Source organism: uncultured Sulfitobacter sp. (assembly GCF_947499945.1).
GTDB lineage: Bacteria > Pseudomonadota > Alphaproteobacteria > Rhodobacterales > Rhodobacteraceae > Sulfitobacter.
Genome location: NZ_CANMQD010000002.1, coordinates 683,688 through 700,542, shown reverse-complemented (window position 1 = coordinate 700,542; position 16,855 = coordinate 683,688). Strand labels below are relative to the sequence as shown.

18 protein-coding genes and 1 pseudogene are annotated in these 16,855 nt (G+C 53.8%); 1 reads left to right on the top strand and 18 read right to left on the bottom strand.

Annotation, left to right across the window (positions count from 1 at the left end; genetic code table 11):
* Positions 1 to 314 precede the first annotated feature (314 nt).
* The 14 genes from Q0775_RS13565 to Q0775_RS13500 all read right to left on the bottom strand — a co-directional run bounded on the left by Q0775_RS13565 (position 315) and on the right by Q0775_RS13500 (position 12,831).
* Positions 315 to 1,616: an ABC transporter ATP-binding protein gene (locus Q0775_RS13565; RefSeq protein ID WP_298861744.1), complete on the bottom strand. Its 1,302-nt coding sequence runs from the start codon at positions 1,614 to 1,616 to the stop codon at positions 315 to 317.
* A complete protein-coding gene (locus Q0775_RS13560; RefSeq protein WP_298861741.1) occupies positions 1,613 to 2,140 on the bottom strand; it encodes a plastocyanin/azurin family copper-binding protein in 528 nt (175 codons plus the stop codon). Before Q0775_RS13560 ends, Q0775_RS13565 begins: the two co-directional genes overlap by 4 nt.
* A 103-nt stretch (positions 2,141 to 2,243) precedes the next feature.
* The gene (locus Q0775_RS13555) at positions 2,244 to 3,056 is read right to left on the bottom strand and encodes a copper-binding protein (protein ID WP_298861738.1); all 813 of its coding nucleotides are present in this window, start codon (positions 3,054 to 3,056) and stop codon (positions 2,244 to 2,246) included.
* Positions 3,057 to 3,116: 60 nt separating this feature from the next.
* Positions 3,117 to 4,475, bottom strand: a complete 1,359-nt coding sequence (locus tag Q0775_RS13550; RefSeq protein ID WP_298861735.1) for a copper oxidase — start codon at positions 4,473 to 4,475, stop codon at positions 3,117 to 3,119.
* 13 nt (positions 4,476 to 4,488) lie between these two features.
* The gene (locus Q0775_RS13545) at positions 4,489 to 5,955 is read right to left on the bottom strand and encodes a TolC family protein (RefSeq protein ID WP_298861733.1); all 1,467 of its coding nucleotides are present in this window, start codon (positions 5,953 to 5,955) and stop codon (positions 4,489 to 4,491) included.
* Positions 5,955 to 6,197: a hypothetical protein gene (locus tag Q0775_RS13540; protein ID WP_298861730.1), complete on the bottom strand. Its 243-nt coding sequence runs from the start codon at positions 6,195 to 6,197 to the stop codon at positions 5,955 to 5,957. Before Q0775_RS13540 ends, Q0775_RS13545 begins: the two co-directional genes overlap by 1 nt.
* A gap of 75 nt (positions 6,198 to 6,272) precedes the next feature.
* Complete coding sequence (locus Q0775_RS13535; RefSeq protein WP_298861728.1) at positions 6,273 to 6,671, bottom strand: hypothetical protein; 399 nt, start codon at positions 6,669 to 6,671, stop codon at positions 6,273 to 6,275.
* A 123-nt stretch (positions 6,672 to 6,794) separates the two neighbouring features.
* Positions 6,795 to 7,553 (bottom strand): glutaredoxin family protein, encoded by a 759-nt coding sequence (locus Q0775_RS13530; RefSeq protein WP_298861725.1) that lies wholly within the window; start codon positions 7,551 to 7,553, stop codon positions 6,795 to 6,797.
* An 11-nt stretch (positions 7,554 to 7,564) separates the two neighbouring features.
* Positions 7,565 to 8,041 carry a DUF305 domain-containing protein gene (locus Q0775_RS13525; protein ID WP_298861722.1) on the bottom strand — a complete coding sequence of 159 codons (477 nt, stop codon included), beginning with the start codon at positions 8,039 to 8,041 and terminating at the stop codon, positions 7,565 to 7,567.
* A gap of 64 nt (positions 8,042 to 8,105) precedes the next feature.
* Positions 8,106 to 8,501 carry a Cu(I)-responsive transcriptional regulator gene (gene cueR, locus Q0775_RS13520; RefSeq protein ID WP_298861719.1) on the bottom strand — a complete coding sequence of 132 codons (396 nt, stop codon included), beginning with the start codon at positions 8,499 to 8,501 and terminating at the stop codon, positions 8,106 to 8,108.
* Positions 8,502 to 8,511: 10 nt separating this feature from the next.
* On the bottom strand, positions 8,512 to 11,019 hold the full coding sequence (locus Q0775_RS13515; RefSeq protein ID WP_298861717.1) for a heavy metal translocating P-type ATPase: 2,508 nt from the start codon (positions 11,017 to 11,019) through the stop codon (positions 8,512 to 8,514).
* Between the two features lie 20 nt (positions 11,020 to 11,039).
* Entirely contained in the window at positions 11,040 to 11,381 is a 342-nt protein-coding gene (locus Q0775_RS13510) for a hypothetical protein (RefSeq protein WP_298861714.1), read from the bottom strand.
* Between the two features lie 323 nt (positions 11,382 to 11,704).
* Positions 11,705 to 12,046, bottom strand: a complete 342-nt coding sequence (locus Q0775_RS13505) for a hypothetical protein (protein ID WP_298861711.1) — start codon at positions 12,044 to 12,046, stop codon at positions 11,705 to 11,707.
* 137 nt (positions 12,047 to 12,183) lie between these two features.
* Complete coding sequence (locus Q0775_RS13500) at positions 12,184 to 12,831, bottom strand: hypothetical protein (protein WP_298861708.1); 648 nt, start codon at positions 12,829 to 12,831, stop codon at positions 12,184 to 12,186.
* A 163-nt stretch (positions 12,832 to 12,994) separates the two neighbouring features.
* Between Q0775_RS13500 and Q0775_RS13495 the strand changes: the two are divergent.
* Positions 12,995 to 14,204: pseudogene (locus Q0775_RS13495) on the top strand (helix-turn-helix domain-containing protein).
* Positions 14,205 to 14,737: 533 nt separating this feature from the next.
* Here Q0775_RS13495 and Q0775_RS13490 read toward each other — a convergent pair.
* The 4 genes from Q0775_RS13490 to Q0775_RS13475 form a co-directional block, all read right to left on the bottom strand.
* A complete protein-coding gene (locus tag Q0775_RS13490; protein ID WP_298861707.1) occupies positions 14,738 to 15,616 on the bottom strand; it encodes a CopD family protein in 879 nt (292 codons plus the stop codon).
* A 6-nt stretch (positions 15,617 to 15,622) separates the two neighbouring features.
* Positions 15,623 to 15,976 (bottom strand): copper resistance CopC family protein, encoded by a 354-nt coding sequence (locus Q0775_RS13485; protein WP_298861706.1) that lies wholly within the window; start codon positions 15,974 to 15,976, stop codon positions 15,623 to 15,625.
* Between the two features lie 12 nt (positions 15,977 to 15,988).
* Complete coding sequence (locus tag Q0775_RS13480) at positions 15,989 to 16,417, bottom strand: cytochrome c (protein WP_298861703.1); 429 nt, start codon at positions 16,415 to 16,417, stop codon at positions 15,989 to 15,991.
* A gap of 70 nt (positions 16,418 to 16,487) precedes the next feature.
* Positions 16,488 to 16,847 (bottom strand): copper-binding protein, encoded by a 360-nt coding sequence (locus Q0775_RS13475; RefSeq protein ID WP_298861700.1) that lies wholly within the window; start codon positions 16,845 to 16,847, stop codon positions 16,488 to 16,490.
* Between the last annotated feature and the right edge of the window lie 8 nt (positions 16,848 to 16,855).

Below are 16,855 nucleotides of genomic sequence, written 5' to 3'. Positions count from 1 at the left end.
TGGAAAAGCCCCGTCGCTTTCGAAGGGAAAGTGGCTTAAACGAGCACTTGGGGCAGCACTAAAGCGGGACAGGTCCAAATAGCCCCACCCTGTAGTCAAGCTGGTCATTCAAAGCGGAGCTTCTCGATAGAACCAATCAAAGCAAGCTATGCAGATACTTCAGACCCTCACCTTACGACTATAGTTCGACAGAAAATCGCACGACAGCAGGTTTAACATCCTGAAGCGCGATGTAGAGAGGGACGCTATCGTTCATGCCTCTGCCATAACGCTAAAAACTATATGGTTTGACACCGACCGTACTTAGTGAAGCGTCAGACGGAATGAGACCTGCCCCCAAGGTGAAACACTTCATCTGAATACGATGCTCTGCACTGGTGCGGCAGTGGATCAGCCATTGGTCCCACTTCTGTTTCTCGGCTAAATGATGAGAAAAACTGCGTGATCTCATGATATCTGATCCGAGTGTCTTCCAATGTTTGATAGTATCGGAAGAGCTCTTTCAGTGGTGCGGAAAAATCCTTGTGGGCTGCCAGCACTGCAACAAGCGCCCCGAGGCTGATGCGGCCCTCAATTACGAAATAGCCCCCCAGCGAATAAAACAGGAATGGCGTGAGTGCGGTCAAAAAGTTATTCAGTGCCTTGATGAAAAACTTCAAAATAGAGATACGTCTCCGGACCTCTTCCAGCTCTCGAAAGCTGATGAGTGTTGGCGCAAATCGTGACGAACTACTCGCGTCTCGAAGTTGATCGCTGAGGTGTCTGCCCAGATACCGTACTTCCTTGATCCTTGTCCGAGAATATCCGTTCACACGGCGTTGAAGCTTGGGGAGGAGGATCAATTGGATAGGTAATACGGTCAGCGCTGCAGCACCCAGAACGGGGTCCTGCATAAACATAAACAATAATATCGTGGCGAGTGTGCCACCTTGAAGAACAGGAAGCGTCAGCACATCTGCCGCAAATCCGCCGATGGGTTCGACTTCTTGAGCGAGGATAGGGACAATTTCGCTCTGGTCTCCCGCATTCGGGTCGTGGCGCCATTGCCGATACACCAGCAAGCGAAACCTGCGCAAAAATCGCTCTGCGACATATCCTTTGAAGACATTCAAAACGTACTTGTTCAGACCGCTCGCACTTATCGCCAGCAGGTAAAGTCCCGACAACGTCATCAGCAGCGTCACCTGTTCGAATTCATACCCCAAGAAGGTGATCGGGAAGCGGTCTGCCTCCAATGCACTGTTTACGATCTGTTTCGGCAGCTCCAGCGTGAGATACAGGATCGGCATTGCGACAAGGCTAAGGATGATCATCAATACTTGCTGCTTGCAAGAGTATTTCAAAACAGTTTTGAAAAGGCTGGGATCAAGACCTCTTACAGTAGAAGAATGTGGTTCTTCAGGCGGTTGCCGCCGAGACCGTTCAATCAGCCCGCGTATCACAAAAGAAAGCAAGACAGCCAACAGCAGTGCAGGTGCCAGAACAAAAATCAGATGGATGATCGGGTGGATCCAGTCCGGCACTGTATCGTCGTATAGATAGCCGAAAAACAGCACCAGATCATGAACAATAACGTAATATTTATCCCAGAACCCTATCACCTCTGAATGGCTCATTGCTTTGGCGCGAGGTGGTCATGCACCATAATGACGCCAAACATCCCCGCCTCGCGGTGCCCCGTGACCAAGCAGACGAACTCGAGGTTGGTTTTGCTCAAAAAATTCCAGTCCAGCATTTTGCTCGACCCACTTGGGATCGATACCGCATTTGGATCTTCATGCTTCATTTCAGGGTGCTCTAGCATCCATTGCTGATGCTTTTTGATCTCTTCAAAAGATCCCAGGAAAAACTCATGGTCCAGATCACCAAAATTGTTGATCACGAACCGAACGACCGATCCCTCTTTGATATGGATCGCGTCAGGGTCGAAAAGCATATAACCGCTTTGCGTTTCCTCGATATTGATCTCGATTGTGTGGGTGATCTCTTTTCCCGATGCCGGCTCTCCGATGGGAACATGTCCAGGGTGGTCGTATGCGCGGGCATGAGGCTCCTCGCCTACTCCCGTGCTTGCCTGCGCGCTCATCGCGGCAATATTCCAGCTGCTCAGGGTGAGTAGCGTCATAAAGAAAATCTTCATTTCATGCTCCATTTAACCAGTGCTTTGGGGGGGCGTTGACACAAACATGGGATCGTTTGATCGGATGCTAGGAGGCGATGAAACACATCGCCTCCTGAACATGTTACTTAAGTTGTGTAACGGTCAGCTTGCCTTTAACCGGCTCGGCGACGAATTCGATCTCTTGGCCTTCGGACAGTTTGGAAATCATTGCCTCGTCCGCGCGAAACACCATCTTCATAGCAGGCATATCAAGGTTCAACAGAGGGCCGTGATCAATCGTGACCTTACCGCCTTTTGCATCCACTTTTGTCACCTTGCCCTTGGTGTATTCAACAACGGCCTGCGCCACTTGCACTTCTGCTGCTGCCATTTTCATATCCGCCATCATTGCGTGTTCGCCAACGGCAACAACGCGGAACATACCGGATTCGTAGTGACCCGGAATGAGGCAAGCGGCCTCGAATGCACCGTCATTTGCAAAGGTCCAAATCACCTCACCAGAGGCTCCCGCATCAAGGGTGATGCGGTTTGGATCGTCATGCTCCATCATCATTTTGGCCATTTCGATTTTGTGCTCGGCGTTGCGCTCCATCGTGTCCAACACGAACTCATGCTCCAGTTCGCCCTTGTTCTCGATGACAAACCGGATCGTTTCACCAGTTTTGAAGGTCATCTCGTCACCCTCAAGGAGCATTTTGCCATCGTCCGTTTCAACCATGGTCACGTTGATTGTCCGGTCCACCTTTGCGGCGTCACCTGGCATCCCGATCATCATCATTTCAGCGTGGGCGTCACCGTGTCCCGCATCATGGTTGCCGTGGCCTTCGGCCTCTTCAGTCTTTACCTCGTCATGTCCCCCGTCGTGGGTGCCCGCAGCGTATGCTGGTGCGACAAGAGTGAAGGCGAGTGCTGTCGTCAAAAGTAGGTTTTTCATCAGTTTATCCTGTAGATTTAAGTGTGTAGATTTATGTGTAAGGTCGATCAAAAGACTGTTTCAGCCCTTCTGCGTTGGTTTGGGTGTGAGAATGGTTTTCGGACTGTCGTTGGAGGCAAATTCCGGCAATTCGCCAGTCCACTCATACGCTTGCTCGCCGGGAGGATTGTCGTACCAGCCCGGGTCCTCGTAATCGTCCGCCTCGATGCCTTCGCGGACTTTCACAACAGAGAACATGCCACCCATCTCGATGGGTCCGTGCGGTCCCCATCCGTTCATCATCGGGATCGTGTTGTCGGGCAATTCCATGGTCATCTTGCCCATGTCGCCCATACCCGCCGTACCCATCGGCATATAGTCAGGCTGGAACGAGCGGATTTTTTTGGTCAACTGCTCTTTGTTGACACCGATGAACGTTGGCACGTCATGGCCCATGGCATTCATCGTGTGATGCGACTTGTGACAGTGAATAGCCCAGTCGCCCAAGTGATCAGCGGTGAACTCATACGCCCGCATCGCACCCACAGGAATATCAATACTGACTTCAGGCCATTGCGCAGACTCCGGCACCCAGCCACCGTCGGTACAGGTCACCTTGAAGTCATAACCGTGCATGTGGATCGGGTGGTTGGTCATCGTGAGGTTGCCGACGCGAACGCGCACTTTGTCGCCTCGGTTCACGACCAGCGGATCAATGTCGGGAAAAATCCGGCTGTTCCATGTCCACAGGTTGAAGTCAGACATCGTCATGATGCGCGGGACATAAGTGCCGGGATCAATGTCGAAAGCATTGAGCATGATCAGGAAATCGCGATCGACTGGCATGAAGGTCGGGTCTTTGGGGTGGACCACAAACATGCCCATCATCCCCATGGCCATCTGCACCATCTCGTCGGCGTGCGGGTGATACATGAAGGTGCCGGATTTGATCAGATCAAACTCATAGACAAAGGTTTTGCCCGGTTTGATCCCCGGATGGCTGAGGCCCACCACACCGTCCATGCCCGAGGGCAGGATCAGCCCATGCCAATGCACGGAGGTATTCTCAGGCAATTTGTTGGTGACATATATCCGCACGCGGTCACCCTCCACGGCCTCAATCGTGGGACCGGTCGACTGGCCGTTGTAGCCCCAGAGGTGGGCGATCATACCATCGGCCAGCTCGCGCTCAACCGGCTCGGCGACAAGGTGGAATTCCTTGACCCCGTTGTTCATGCGGTGCGGCAGGGTCCATCCATTCAGGGTCACAACAGGATTGTAATCCACACCCGAAGAGGGGCGCGGCGTGATTGCCGTCGCCGCACTGTCCATTTGTGCAGCTTCTGGCAAACCCATGTTCAGGGTCTTGCCCCAAGCTTGGGAAGAGACAAGCGTTGCACCAGCAGCACCTGCTCCGAGTAATTGACGTCTATTCAACATATCATCTTTCCTTTCAGTGTCCTGCGCCGCCACCGGCGGCAACTGTTGCGCCTTCTCCAACAGCACCACCGCCACCTGCACCACCGCCATAAATGGCGGCTGTCAGATCGGCCTGAGCCCTGTAGAAATCACTTTTTGCGTTTGCTGCCTCAAGAGATGCGCTCAACTTCTCGCGCACATCTGTCAGCAGTTCGAATGTGTTTGTGATCATCCCGTTGTAGGAGAGCAGACCTTCCTCCTCGACGGTCTTGCGCAGCGGAACCAAGACATCCCTGTAGTGCCGCGCAATCTTATACGAGGCATGATAAGATGCTTGCGCCCCGCGCGCCTCAGAGCGGACATTCACCGCCGTTTCCGCAAGCACATTGGCCGCTTGCAGATACATCAGCTCAGCCTTGCGCATCCGCGCCTTGCCTGTGTCATAGATGGGAATAGCAAACTCGAGCTCCACCTGAGGTGTAAGGACCTTTTCGGTATCGCCATCCTCGCCTGCCTCGCGCTCGAATTCCGCGCCACCAACAATTTCAAGATCGCTGACGATGCGGGTTTGATCCGTAAGACCGAAGGCTGCCGCTTGGGCTTCAAGACCAAGCTTTACCACACGCAGATCAACGCGGTTGCGCAATGCTTTCGTTTCGATGTTTCCAATGTTGCCTACTGACTTGGGCAAAGCAGGCAATGCGTCGGGCACATAGTAATCAACCTCGGTTCCCCAGAGGCCCATCAACCGTGTCAGCTCCTCTTTCGACTTGGCTGCATTCAGACGGGCCTTTGCAAGCTGCCCCGCCAATTCGGCATTGAACGCCTGCTCGCGGGCCTGTCCTGCCTTGTTAAGCGCACCAGTCTCACCAAGCTTGCGTGCCAATTCCGACCCTGCATCCGAGGTGACTTTGGCGCGTTTGAGATACCCGACAGCCTCAAACGCAGCTACGGATGTGATCCACGCCTGACGGGTCTGGTTTGCCAGTGCGAGGGTGTCATTTACAGCGCTTAGCTGTGCTTGGCGAAAGCTGGCGTCAGCAATTTCGCGGCGCTGTTTGCGCGTTGTCGCGTCCAGAATATTTGCGCGTATCAAACCCTCGATGGCACGGTAGGCACCCAATTCAGGCGCACCTATCCCCAATATGCCGATCGATACCACAGGGTTCTCTGGCGTTGATTGCTGCCATGCGTCAGCAGCTGACAATCCTACGTTTGCATAGGATGCCTGAAGCCCTTTGTTGTTGAGCAATGCCACCTGAACGGCAGTGTCCGCCGAGATCGTCTTACGATGCACCATCGCATGAACTTGTTTTCTCAAAGCCTCGTTTTCAGCCTGGGTTTCGGCAAACACAGTTCGCTTTCCTATTGCAGGTGTCACCTGGCTTGCAACGTTGGCAAAGCCTGCTTTGGGCTCCGTATAGGCGCCAGGCACTACCACAGCGCATGCTCCCAAAAACAGCGGAAATCCGGCAATCAGTGGTAATTTAGAAATACGCATCAATTTCCCTCCGACTGTTCTTCGTTGACGGTGCGCCAATCGCGAGGGCCGGTCGGGCCGCGATATGTGTATCCGGCAAGGGGATTTTGATACCTCACAGGCGACACAACGGCCGCGTTGGTAACGGCTTGTTGCGCCGCAACGACGGGCAATGGCGTCGCGGTATAGGGCAAAGGTTTGAGTTCTTGTGCGCATGCGCCAAGAGCAAGGGCCGAAGCCCCCAAAAGTATTTGAATTTTCATGGATCGTGCCTGACTGATGAACTTCGGAACCGCGTGCAAAGCGCGCGAAACGAAGGCCCTGTTAAGAGCCTATGATCAGGTCAGAATTTGGGGAGGGCGTAAAAAGCCTGAAGGCTCAGTCGAGCGCGCCTGAGCTTGAAGGAGGATGTAGCGGTCAGCAATAGTATGCTCGACAAAGACTGGGGCCGTCTCATTGAGGACTACAGAACTGCAAATACCACTACAGCATTTACCCGCCGCATGGTCTTGCCCTTCGGCACTATCCACAGACCCACAATTTCCAGCTACTTGAGCAACCTGCGACATACCGTAGGTTTGGTGATCAACGCCAACTGCCAAAGTCTCGGAAGCGGAATGCTGGCCACCATGCATGGCCGCTGATTCATGGGCGGTGGAGGGAGGGAGGAGCACCAAAGCAAAGACAAACGCAGCGCACGCCAACGTTTTCATCATTGCATATATGGATTTAAGCATACTCATCCCTCTCGTGTGGGCAACTGCGTCCTTCCTGTCAATCCGTCCAGCGCAGGAAGGTTTGCAACTATTTTGTGATACAAGCGTGGATGCGCTGAACGCAGCCAGTTTGACCGATAAACCTCAAAGCATCCGTGCCAACATCCATCCACCCATTCCAAGCATCATCAGATTTTCAGTCAACGAGATAAAACCGAGCGGTACGCTGCTGTCTCCACCGACGCAGGCGCATTTCAATTCACGCTTGTCGACGTAGACCGCCTTGATGACTGACACAGCACCGATCAGGCCGATCGTGATCGCCACAGGCGCAGAAAGCCATGTCAGCGCACCCGCAGTCATAAGGATACCGGCCAGCGCCTCTCCAAAGGGATATACCTTACCATAAGGCACCCATCGTTGGGCCAGCAGGTCATAGTTGAGAAACATCGTCGAAAAACTCTCGATGTCCTGCAGCTTTTGCACCGCCAGAAAACACATCGAAATCGAGATGAACCATTCAAATGCACGGAGGGTGAATATCGTCTCGAAACTGTACCAAGACAGACCAAGCGCCATCAAAAATGCCACCGAGAAGATCGCAATCACCGGCTGGTAGGTCGTGTTCGACCGTTCACTTTCAGGCTTGTCGAGGTCGAAATGAACGCGAAGCGCCTCATAACCACCGATACGGTCACCCCCGATGAATGCTTGCGGAGTTGTCTCTACACCATGCTTTTTCATAAAAGCATCTGTTTCTTCTCTTGTCTCAAGCTTGTGGTCCTCAACGTCGAAGCCCTGACGCTCAAGCAGATCCTTTGATTTAAGACCGTAGGGACACGTGTGTTCATCCGTCACCATCCGGTACAGCTTTGCTTTTGTCTTTGATTGATCAAGTGGCATTACACGACCCCTTATTTACCGTCGATTTCAGGAGTGGCGGCTGGACCACCGTTCAAATCAGCAATGAGCGCTTTCATCTCCGCGATCTCAAGTCGCTGCGCTTCGATGATGTCATCGGCCAGCTTTCGTACTCGCGGGTCGGAGATGTTCGCCCGTTCCGATGTCAGGATTGCTATCGAGTGGTGCGGGATCATCGCGCTCATCCATGAAGTGTCATCTATGGTAGACTGGCTTCGGACCAGAAACAGAGCACCTGCAAACACAATCGCACTGCCCGCGAAAATTGCGATGTTCGCAGTGCGGTTCGTGTACATTCCCAGCATGAAGGCCAGCATGATTACGGCCATCACCGCCCCCATGTAAATCGCCATGTAGGTGCGCGTTTCACTAAAGAAGACGTGATCCAGTGCATAGGTGTTGAGGTACATCAGTCCGAGCATGACGGTGGTTGATGTGAGTATCATCGCGAAAAAGCGCCAATATGACATTTGTATATTCTCCAAAAATTGTTATTTCTGGCAGATTAACAAGCATCCAGCGCTGGAGTGTTCCTTACTTGATCGAAAAGTTTTCCAATTTTTTGATAATCGGGCAATCTGGGCGACCATCACCCGCGCATTCTCGAACCAGATGCGACAGCGTGTCACGAATGGCCGCAAGGTCTGCAATTTTGCTTTCGATCTGGGCGAGGTGCTCCTTGGCAATCGCGCGAACATCCGCGCTGGCGCGATCCTTGTCGTCCCAAAGTGCCAGCAGGTTACGGCAATCCTCAATGGTAAATCCTAGCGCACGGGACCGACCCAGAAACGCCAACTTGTGCATGTCACTGTCCCGAAAGCTGCGGTAGCCGTTGGCGTCCCGAAGTGGTTTGATAAGGCCGATGTCCTCATAATAGCGTATCGTTTTCGGTGGCAGGCCGGCTTTCTTTGCAACTTCGCCGATGTTCATCATCGCTCTCCTATTCTGCCGCTGCTGGCACAAGTTTGTCGTTGTCAGCGCGTGTAGTCTGCACTTCCACAGTCGCAGGGGCGATCCACCGCAGCCGCAACGCATTGGAAAGCACGAACACACTCGACAGCGCCATCGCCCCTGCAGCCAGTGCGGGTGAAAGCATCAGACCCGAGAGCGGATAGAACACCCCTGCCGCCACCGGGATCAGCAATGCGTTATAGCCGAAAGCCCAGAACAGGTTCTGGCGGATGTTGCGCATTGTGCGTTTGCTCACATGCAGCGCGTTCACGACTCCGTTCAGGTCACCAGACATCAGCACCACATCCGCCGCCTCAATCGCCACATCGGTGCCTGTGCCGATAGCCACCCCCACATCCGCATGGGCCAAGGCAGGTGCATCATTGATCCCATCCCCGACAAAGGCCAGCTTGCGCCCTCCCGATTGCAGCTGTTGTAGTGCTGCGACCTTGCCCTCCGGCAGGACCTCGGCAACGACCGTATCAATGCCCAGCTGTGCGGCTATTGCTTCCGCCGTGGCCTGATTATCACCCGTGATCATCGCAACCTTAAGACCCAGCGCGTGCAGGGCTTCGATTGCCTGCGCCGTGCTGGGTTTGATGGGGTCAGATACTGCAATGATCGCGGCCAAACGCCCGTCAATTGCAGCATAGAGCGGGGTCTTGCCCGCCTGCCCCAGCGCTGTGCCAAATTCTTGCAAGGCATCAAGCGAGATACCCTCGCGCACCATAAGGCGGTCGGCTCCAACAAGGATTTCATGCCCATCAGCTACGGCGCTGACACCGTACCCTGTGATCGATTGAAACGTGTCAACAACGCCAAGTGCCAGCCCCTCCTGATCCGCACGCCGCACAATCGCAGCAGCAATAGGATGCTCGGACGTGGCCTCAACCGAAGCCACCAGCCGCAGCACATCACTCTCTTGGAACCCTTCCATCACCTGCAGATCGGTCAACTCCGGACGCCCTTGCGTCAGTGTGCCGGTCTTGTCAAAGGCAACAGTCTCAATATCGCCCAGCGACTGCAAGGCATCGCCACGCCTGAACAAAACCCCGAGCTCCGCAGCACGACCCGTGCCCACCATGATCGACGTCGGCGTCGCCAGCCCCATCGCACAGGGGCACGCAATGATCAGGACAGACACCGCCGCTACCACCGCAAGACCAAGGGCGGGAGACGGCCCCAGCACCAGCCATGCGACAAAGGTCAGCGCCGCAACGCCCATCACCACAGGCACAAACCAAAGCGTTATCCGGTTGACCAGATCCTGAATGGGCAGCTTGGCGCCCTGTGCCTCTTCGACCATGCGGATGATCTGGGCCAGCATTGTGTCTCCGCCCACTTTCGTGGCGCGGAATGTCAGCGCGCCAGTGCCGTTTACCGTGCCACCGACAACCTCTGTGCCTTCCGATTTCTCAGCGGGCACAGGCTCTCCGGTGATCATGCTCTCATCGACATAAGAAACGCCGCGCACCACGATCCCGTCGAGGGCAATCTTTTCTCCTGGCCGCACCTGCACCAGATCGCCAACCACGATTTCATCGACAGATAGCTCCACAATCTCGCCGCTCCGCTCCACATGGGCGGTTTTGGCCTTTAGCCCGACAAGCCGCGCAATCGCCTGCCCTGTGCGCCCTTTAGCGCGGGCCTCAAGGAACCGGCCCAGCAGAATAAGCGTGACAATGACCGCTGCCGCCTCAAAGTAAACTGCGCGCGTGCCCTCTGGCAAAAGCATCGGCACAAACAAAGCGACTGTGGAAAACCCCCATGCCGCAGACGTGCCAAGAGCGACAAGGGAATTCATGTCAGGCGCACCTTTGAACAGCGCAGGAAACCCTTTGAGATAGAATTGCCGCCCGGGGATTGCGAGAACAAGGGTCGTCAGGACAAACTGGATCCCCCAGTTGAGCCCCATGCCCATCGTGTCCATGATCCACATGTGCAGCGCAGGGATCAGGTGACTGCCCATCTCAAGGACGAAAACAGGCAAGGTCAACGCTGCGGCTAGCAGTGTCATGGATTTTAGTTGTGCAGCCTCGGATGCCTTGCGGTCGCGGGTATCGTCCGTGTCCCCCTCATCCGTAATCAACCGCGCCGGATAACCGGCAGCGCCCGCCACCTGTGAAATCTGCGCAGCGGAGACACCAAGTGCTTGAACTGTTGCGCTTTCCTGCGCCAGATTGACCGAAGCCGTCACAACACCCGGCACTGCGCCGAGGGCGCGCTCAACCCGCCCGACACAGGACGCACAAGACATATTCTCGATTGAAAACCTGTATGTTTGCAGCTCCGCAGGGTAGCCCGCGTCTTTGAGCGCAGTAACGACAGGCTCCATACCCGACCCTTCCGCCATCGCGACTGTCGCTGTCTCTGCCGCAAGGTTTACAGATGCCGACTGCACCCCCGGCACGGCCAGCAACGCTTTTTCTACCCGCCCTACGCAAGAAGCGCAGGACATCTCACGGACATGGAATGTGGTCGAATTTTCGCGGCTCATGGTGAGGCTCCTATTCTGTATCAAATAGCAGATAGGGCTTCCAGTAGCTGGAGGGTCAAGGGCTGATGTGGATTTAATCTTCGTGCGTTTTGATGCGGCGGGTTTCGACCAGCCTGAACATCGCGCTCCCGCTCGGGCCAGATGGAGCGGATATAGGCGAGGATATCCCATATCTCGTCATCCAAAATTTTGCCATCAAAGGCAGGCATGCCGCTGTTGAATCCGGTCACACCCATCGCGGCCAAAGCCGCCTGCCTGCCCTGCTTGGTATACTCAAACAACATTGTATTATCGTGATGCCATGTCTGGCAGGACACGTCATGCCACGGCGCCGGAAACTGCACCTCATCGTATGAGTTCATTACATATGTCCCCCGTTGTGCCGTGCACTTCGGCACAGACAATCTGCCCCATGAGGATTATTATGAGGCTCTAGGATCAATGTAAAAACGGCACTTTGCCTATTTTGCGCTGTTATAATAATCGTTTAATAATACACACACCGTAGTACCATTATTAAACAACTCCTTTTTTGAACTCTCAAGCTGTACAAAACCACCCGACTGCTTTTTTCAGAAAGGCAAAACAACCATGTCACGCATCCTGTTCAGTTTTTGTCACCTCAATGTACTAAGTGTTTGTTCCCCTTGATTTACGGGAGTGAAGGGGAAGGTCACTAGAAAGGTTACCGCGCAAGTTTGTGAGAACTGCCGCAACCGAATGCGGTAGACATGCTCGGAAAGGAAGCACAGAGATCTCCTATTGTGCGATCCAAAGCCTCATCTTTAACAGCAATGTGCCGCAGTTCATTCACAGTGGACGCTTCGCCTTTCTTTGCAATGTTTATCACTTCAAGCAGTTCGATCTCAGCGGGGCTATCGAGGTCTTGTTCAACAAGGTCTTCGAAGAGGATGATAGGATCAATAAGCATTTCCGACGGCAGCCGGTTCGTAATGTCAGCAATTGGGAGGCGAATGATGGCGGGCGCTTCTTCAAACGAGCCGATCGTTTTCTGTACATAGACCATTATGCAGCATGACAAGTGATCGTCAAAGCAGTGGCAATAATTCCGGCGTGGCTTTCATTAGCCTTTTGATAGGGCAAAAAATCAAACCGGCGGAAGCGGTGACCATGAGCAGCTTCTTTCAGTCCAATCATCAAAACCTATCGAGCCATGTTCTTGCCCACATGCAAATTGACACCGTTGAGCATCGTTAAGACGACGTTGCGAAGCAGGGCTCCCGATTTATTCGCACCCAAATTTCGATCCGACCAAACTTGTGAAGTTAGAAACGACGACAGTGTTTCATTGTTGAGAAGTCCATCCATATTACCAAAAGCGATGATCGGTTTTCTTTCTAATAGCTCAGTAAATATTACTTTTCCGAATTCTGAAGGATTATTCCGCTCAACGGATCTGAATTGTGGAAGGTCTCCAGTCGCGGTTACAGCAATGGCTTGGTGCAAATATCCTTTGCCCACACCAATTTTCTTAGATGTGGATGCATTCAGCGGAGCGGTGGCCAGAGCAGGCCTCATCACCGCCAAAATAGCCGAGAAGAGTACTGCCGATACGCTAAGAAATCGATCCAAGAACCGATACTCGCTGAACGGTGTCAGGCACATTTCGACAGCCTCTAGGAGCTGATCGTCCGTAGGGGTCTGATATATCGGAGGGAATAGCGACGATCCATTCAAGATCAAGAGACCTGTTTCCCAATCATATCCGGTTTGATCAAGAAGTCTTCCATTTGGCAAAGCCAACGGATGACATGCCACGCCATTGAGATTTAGTAGAAGATTGGGGGCCACCTCAAAAATCTGCTTCGGCAGGCACGATGTCCGTAGTAGTCGGCTCAGTGCGAGTCTGCTTTACCGTATACACCGAGTGTCTGACGTCAGCGCCTATGGGTCCAAATAGCGGTATTTGATAAGAGAGGGTTCTTGGCTCATCGTAACCACTGAGGAGTGGAAGATGAGACAGACAACTGGAACACGCAAAAGTCCTGGCGAGAAGATCGTCAAAGACATCAAACGAGCGACCCGCAAACATTATTCGTCTGAAGAGAAGATCCGCATCGTGCTGGATGGCCTGCGCGGCGAGGACAGCATCGCTGAGCTGTGCCGCCGTGAAGGGATATCTCAAGGCATCTATTACAAATGGTCCAAGGACTTCATGGAAGCTGGCAAGCGGCGTCCGGCGGGAGATACGGCGCGTGCTGCAAACACAGACGAGGTCAAAGATTTGCGCCGAGAAGCCCGTGATTTGAAGGAAACGGTGGCCGAACAAACGCTGGAACTCGGCCTGCTTAAAAAAAGCATGTTCGACGGTGGGGGCGACCACGAATGAGGTATCCTGCATCGGAGAAGTTGGAGATCATTCGGTTGGTTGAAGAAGGCCACCTGTCTGCACGTCAAACACTGGCCAAGCTCGGCATCCCCCGCACCACGTTTTATCGGTGGTACGACCGGTATCTGCAGCGAGGCGAAGCTGGGCTGCAGGATCAATCTCCCAAGCCAAAGCATGTCTAGAACCGCATTCCGGATGAGGTGCGGCGCAAAGTAATCAAGCTGGCTTTGATGGAGACGGACTTCACTTATCTCAAGGTTTTGGGCTGGAGCTGGTTTTATCTCAGTACGATCTTGGACGATTACAGCCAGTACATCATCTCCACTGCCCGACAGGGTATTGCGCAGCAATGTCCCGAGAGGGATGGAAGCTCTGTACGAACATGCGGGCGGAGGATGTCACCGACACACTGGAACTGGCGCTGCAGGCTTCAGGCTGTGATCAGGTCCACGTCGTACATAAGCCTCGACTGCTCAGCGACAACGGCTCCAGCTACGTCTCTGGTGATCTCGCTAAATGGTTACAAGACAAGGGAATGAAGCATTCTCGCGGAGCGCCGTATCATCCCCAAACACAAGGCAAGATCGAGCGTTGGCACCAAATCTTGAAGAACCGCATCCTGCTGGAAAATTACTTTCTACCGGGTGATCTCGAAGCCCAAATTGAAGCCTTCGTCGATCACTACATCCACCAACGATATCATGAGAGCTTGAATAACGTCACGCCGTCGGACGTCTACTTCGGACGTGACAAAGCCATCCTGAAACAACGGGAAAGGATCAAACGAAAGACGCTCGAAACGCGACGCTTGCATCACAGACAATGCGCCGCATAATGAAACAAACCAGATGAGCCGGACACTCTCCTAATTTAAGCTGCCATTGGTTCCAAAAACCCTGACGACGAACACTCACAAAGAAATCGGGGCTTGTTCAGGCAGAACTCGCTCGCCGCGCAGGTTTGAGTTGGAACACTTTCAACAGATAACACGGCGGCCGCATTCGCCGCCCCGCTGACAAACTCAATGCGCTTGCCGAACTTTTCTCGGTACACCCAAATGATATCGACGAAGGGCGTCTCACTCTTTGAAAAAGATCAGATACCATCTCTGCTGAACCATATCGCATCAGAATATCGTCAAATGGGAATCAAGATTTTTGTACACCTGACACTCAGCGTAGGTGTCCGTATAAGCGACAAGTCGCGGATACTTGAGTATCGTGACAAAAGCACTGAAAAAATCAGCTCCCGAACCACGTGCAAAGGTTTTTTTCCGTATACTGCAAAAGTATTCTGGGATTCGAATATCTGACGCGCCAACAAATGGTAAGCTCGGCTTATAGTAGCCAGAGAAACCATTATAGTCCGCTAAAGGGCCACCGGTGCGCTGACTACAGTCAGCATAGCAGTTGTGAAAAGAATCCAGAGCACGAGACCCACCTCCCACCTGATGGACATTTGCAACCTGTCACGAGCATCGATATCACCGCGGAGCAAAGCGGGAGTGAGTTGCATTTTGTTCCACGCGGCGAGAGTGATGATTGCCAAAAAGGCGGTCAGCTTCAGAAGAAAAAACTGTCCGTAAGACGTAAATGCCGCGGTAATGGGATTGCCGATAAAGAGCCCAAGAGCGATGCCGCCTGCGACTGTAAGACTGGCCACGACATAAACTGCTTTGCGCCCGAACTCATGGGCGAGCCGCCCTCCGTGATCCATTCTAGCCGCGCGATATAAAGGCACAAACGCTCCGATCCAGAAGGCCAGCCCAAGCAGGTGTACGGTGATCAACGCACCCAGCAGAAGCCGCGGCTCTTGCAGTGCGTGGCCCCGCAGCACGAATGAGACGGCAACAAGGAGCACACCGAGACCCGCTGCGACCCTGCCTGTGCGGACGGATAAAAGCAGCATGAGGATCAATGCAAGACCGGTCAGACGCACCGCCATACTTGTTCCCAAGGGGCTCTGCGCCACCATGCCGAGGATCATCGGGTCTGTTGCCCCCTGCCATGTGCCGCCCATCAGGAAACCCGCGCGCAGGGGTATGCGGACAAGCGACAAAACCGCAGCGGCAAGTGCCAGCCATACTGCGAACCGTTTGAGCACAATCACCTCGGACGCTGGAAGAGCACGTAGGAAGATAATGCATAAGGCACTCCCCGCTGCTGTCAGCGAGGTTGCATAGACCAGCGCCTTAACGCAGATGGAAAGCCATGTGAGGGCATCAGCGGAGGCTATTTCGTTCAGCATGGCGGGTTACTCGGACACTTCAAAGCTGAACGCCCCCTGCATTGGATGCCCGTCATCCGCCAACCCGCGCCACGCTACAGAATAGTGACCTGCTGGTAACTTCGGAACGGCTGCACTGAATTCCGATATGGGTTGCATATTATCGGTGCGGATCACCTCGTGGGTTACGTTGTCCTGATCCGTAAGCATGATCAGCGTCACGCGCAGCGGCATATCAAATGTCATCGCAATCGTTTCGGGCGACGCCTCAAGGACGGCACCATTCAGAGGCTGCGTCATCTCTTTTTTCGAATGCGCCGCAGCTTGGCCAATCCCAAGCGCCAGCGTGAAGAGTGCAACCCAGATCATTTTCCTGTTCATATTAGATACCCCTTAATTGATGCCATTGGCACGCTGGATTGCGCGGACGTAGGCTGTGATGTTTGTGATGTCAGAGGGGGTGACCCCCTCGACGGCAGGCATGTTCCCAAAGGGCCAGTGGTGCGCGCGCACGCCGTTCATCGCGGCCAGTTGAAACGACATGTCGCCGTGATGGCTCGGCTCGTAGATTTTGTGGATCAGGGGTGGCGCTATACCGTCCTGACCTGCGCCATTGATACCATGACAGGCTGCGCATTTTGCGTTGAAGGCAGTCTCGCCCATCTGTTCCTGCGGGGTAAAACTGGCGGGAAGGACGACCTCAACCATCGCGGCACCTTCCGTAGTGTTCGATTGCTCAGCAACGTCCTGAGGCTTCAGGAAGATCCACCAACCGCCGATGATCAACAGGCTGATGGCCGCGAGAGATATTATTTTACGCATCGTTATGGCTCCTTCTGTGCTGCCGCGTGATGTCCGGGCCAGAGACGCCGCCTCCGGCCCCATTCACTGCTTATTCAGGCATGATCGCGCCAATTGCATACATGCCGTCGTCGCCCTTGATCAGCATGAGGGTGACGGCATCCCCTTGTGCAACTTCGCCCATCATCTTGGCGTCTGGCAGCAGAGTCAGGTCCATCGTCATCGCAGGCCAGCCGATGTCGGGGATAGGTTCATGGCTGACATTTGCGGTGCCGCCGCCAAAGCTGTTTACGATAGCTTTGGTATGCACAGCGCCTTCCATCTTCTCTGCGCTCATCGTCATGTTTGAATGGTCCATCGTTGAATGGTCCGTGCTGGAGTGGGTCGTCTGTGCCATGGTGAGCGGTGCGTTAAGAGCCAGAACACAGAGTGCAAGGGAGAGAGTTTTCATAAGTCGTC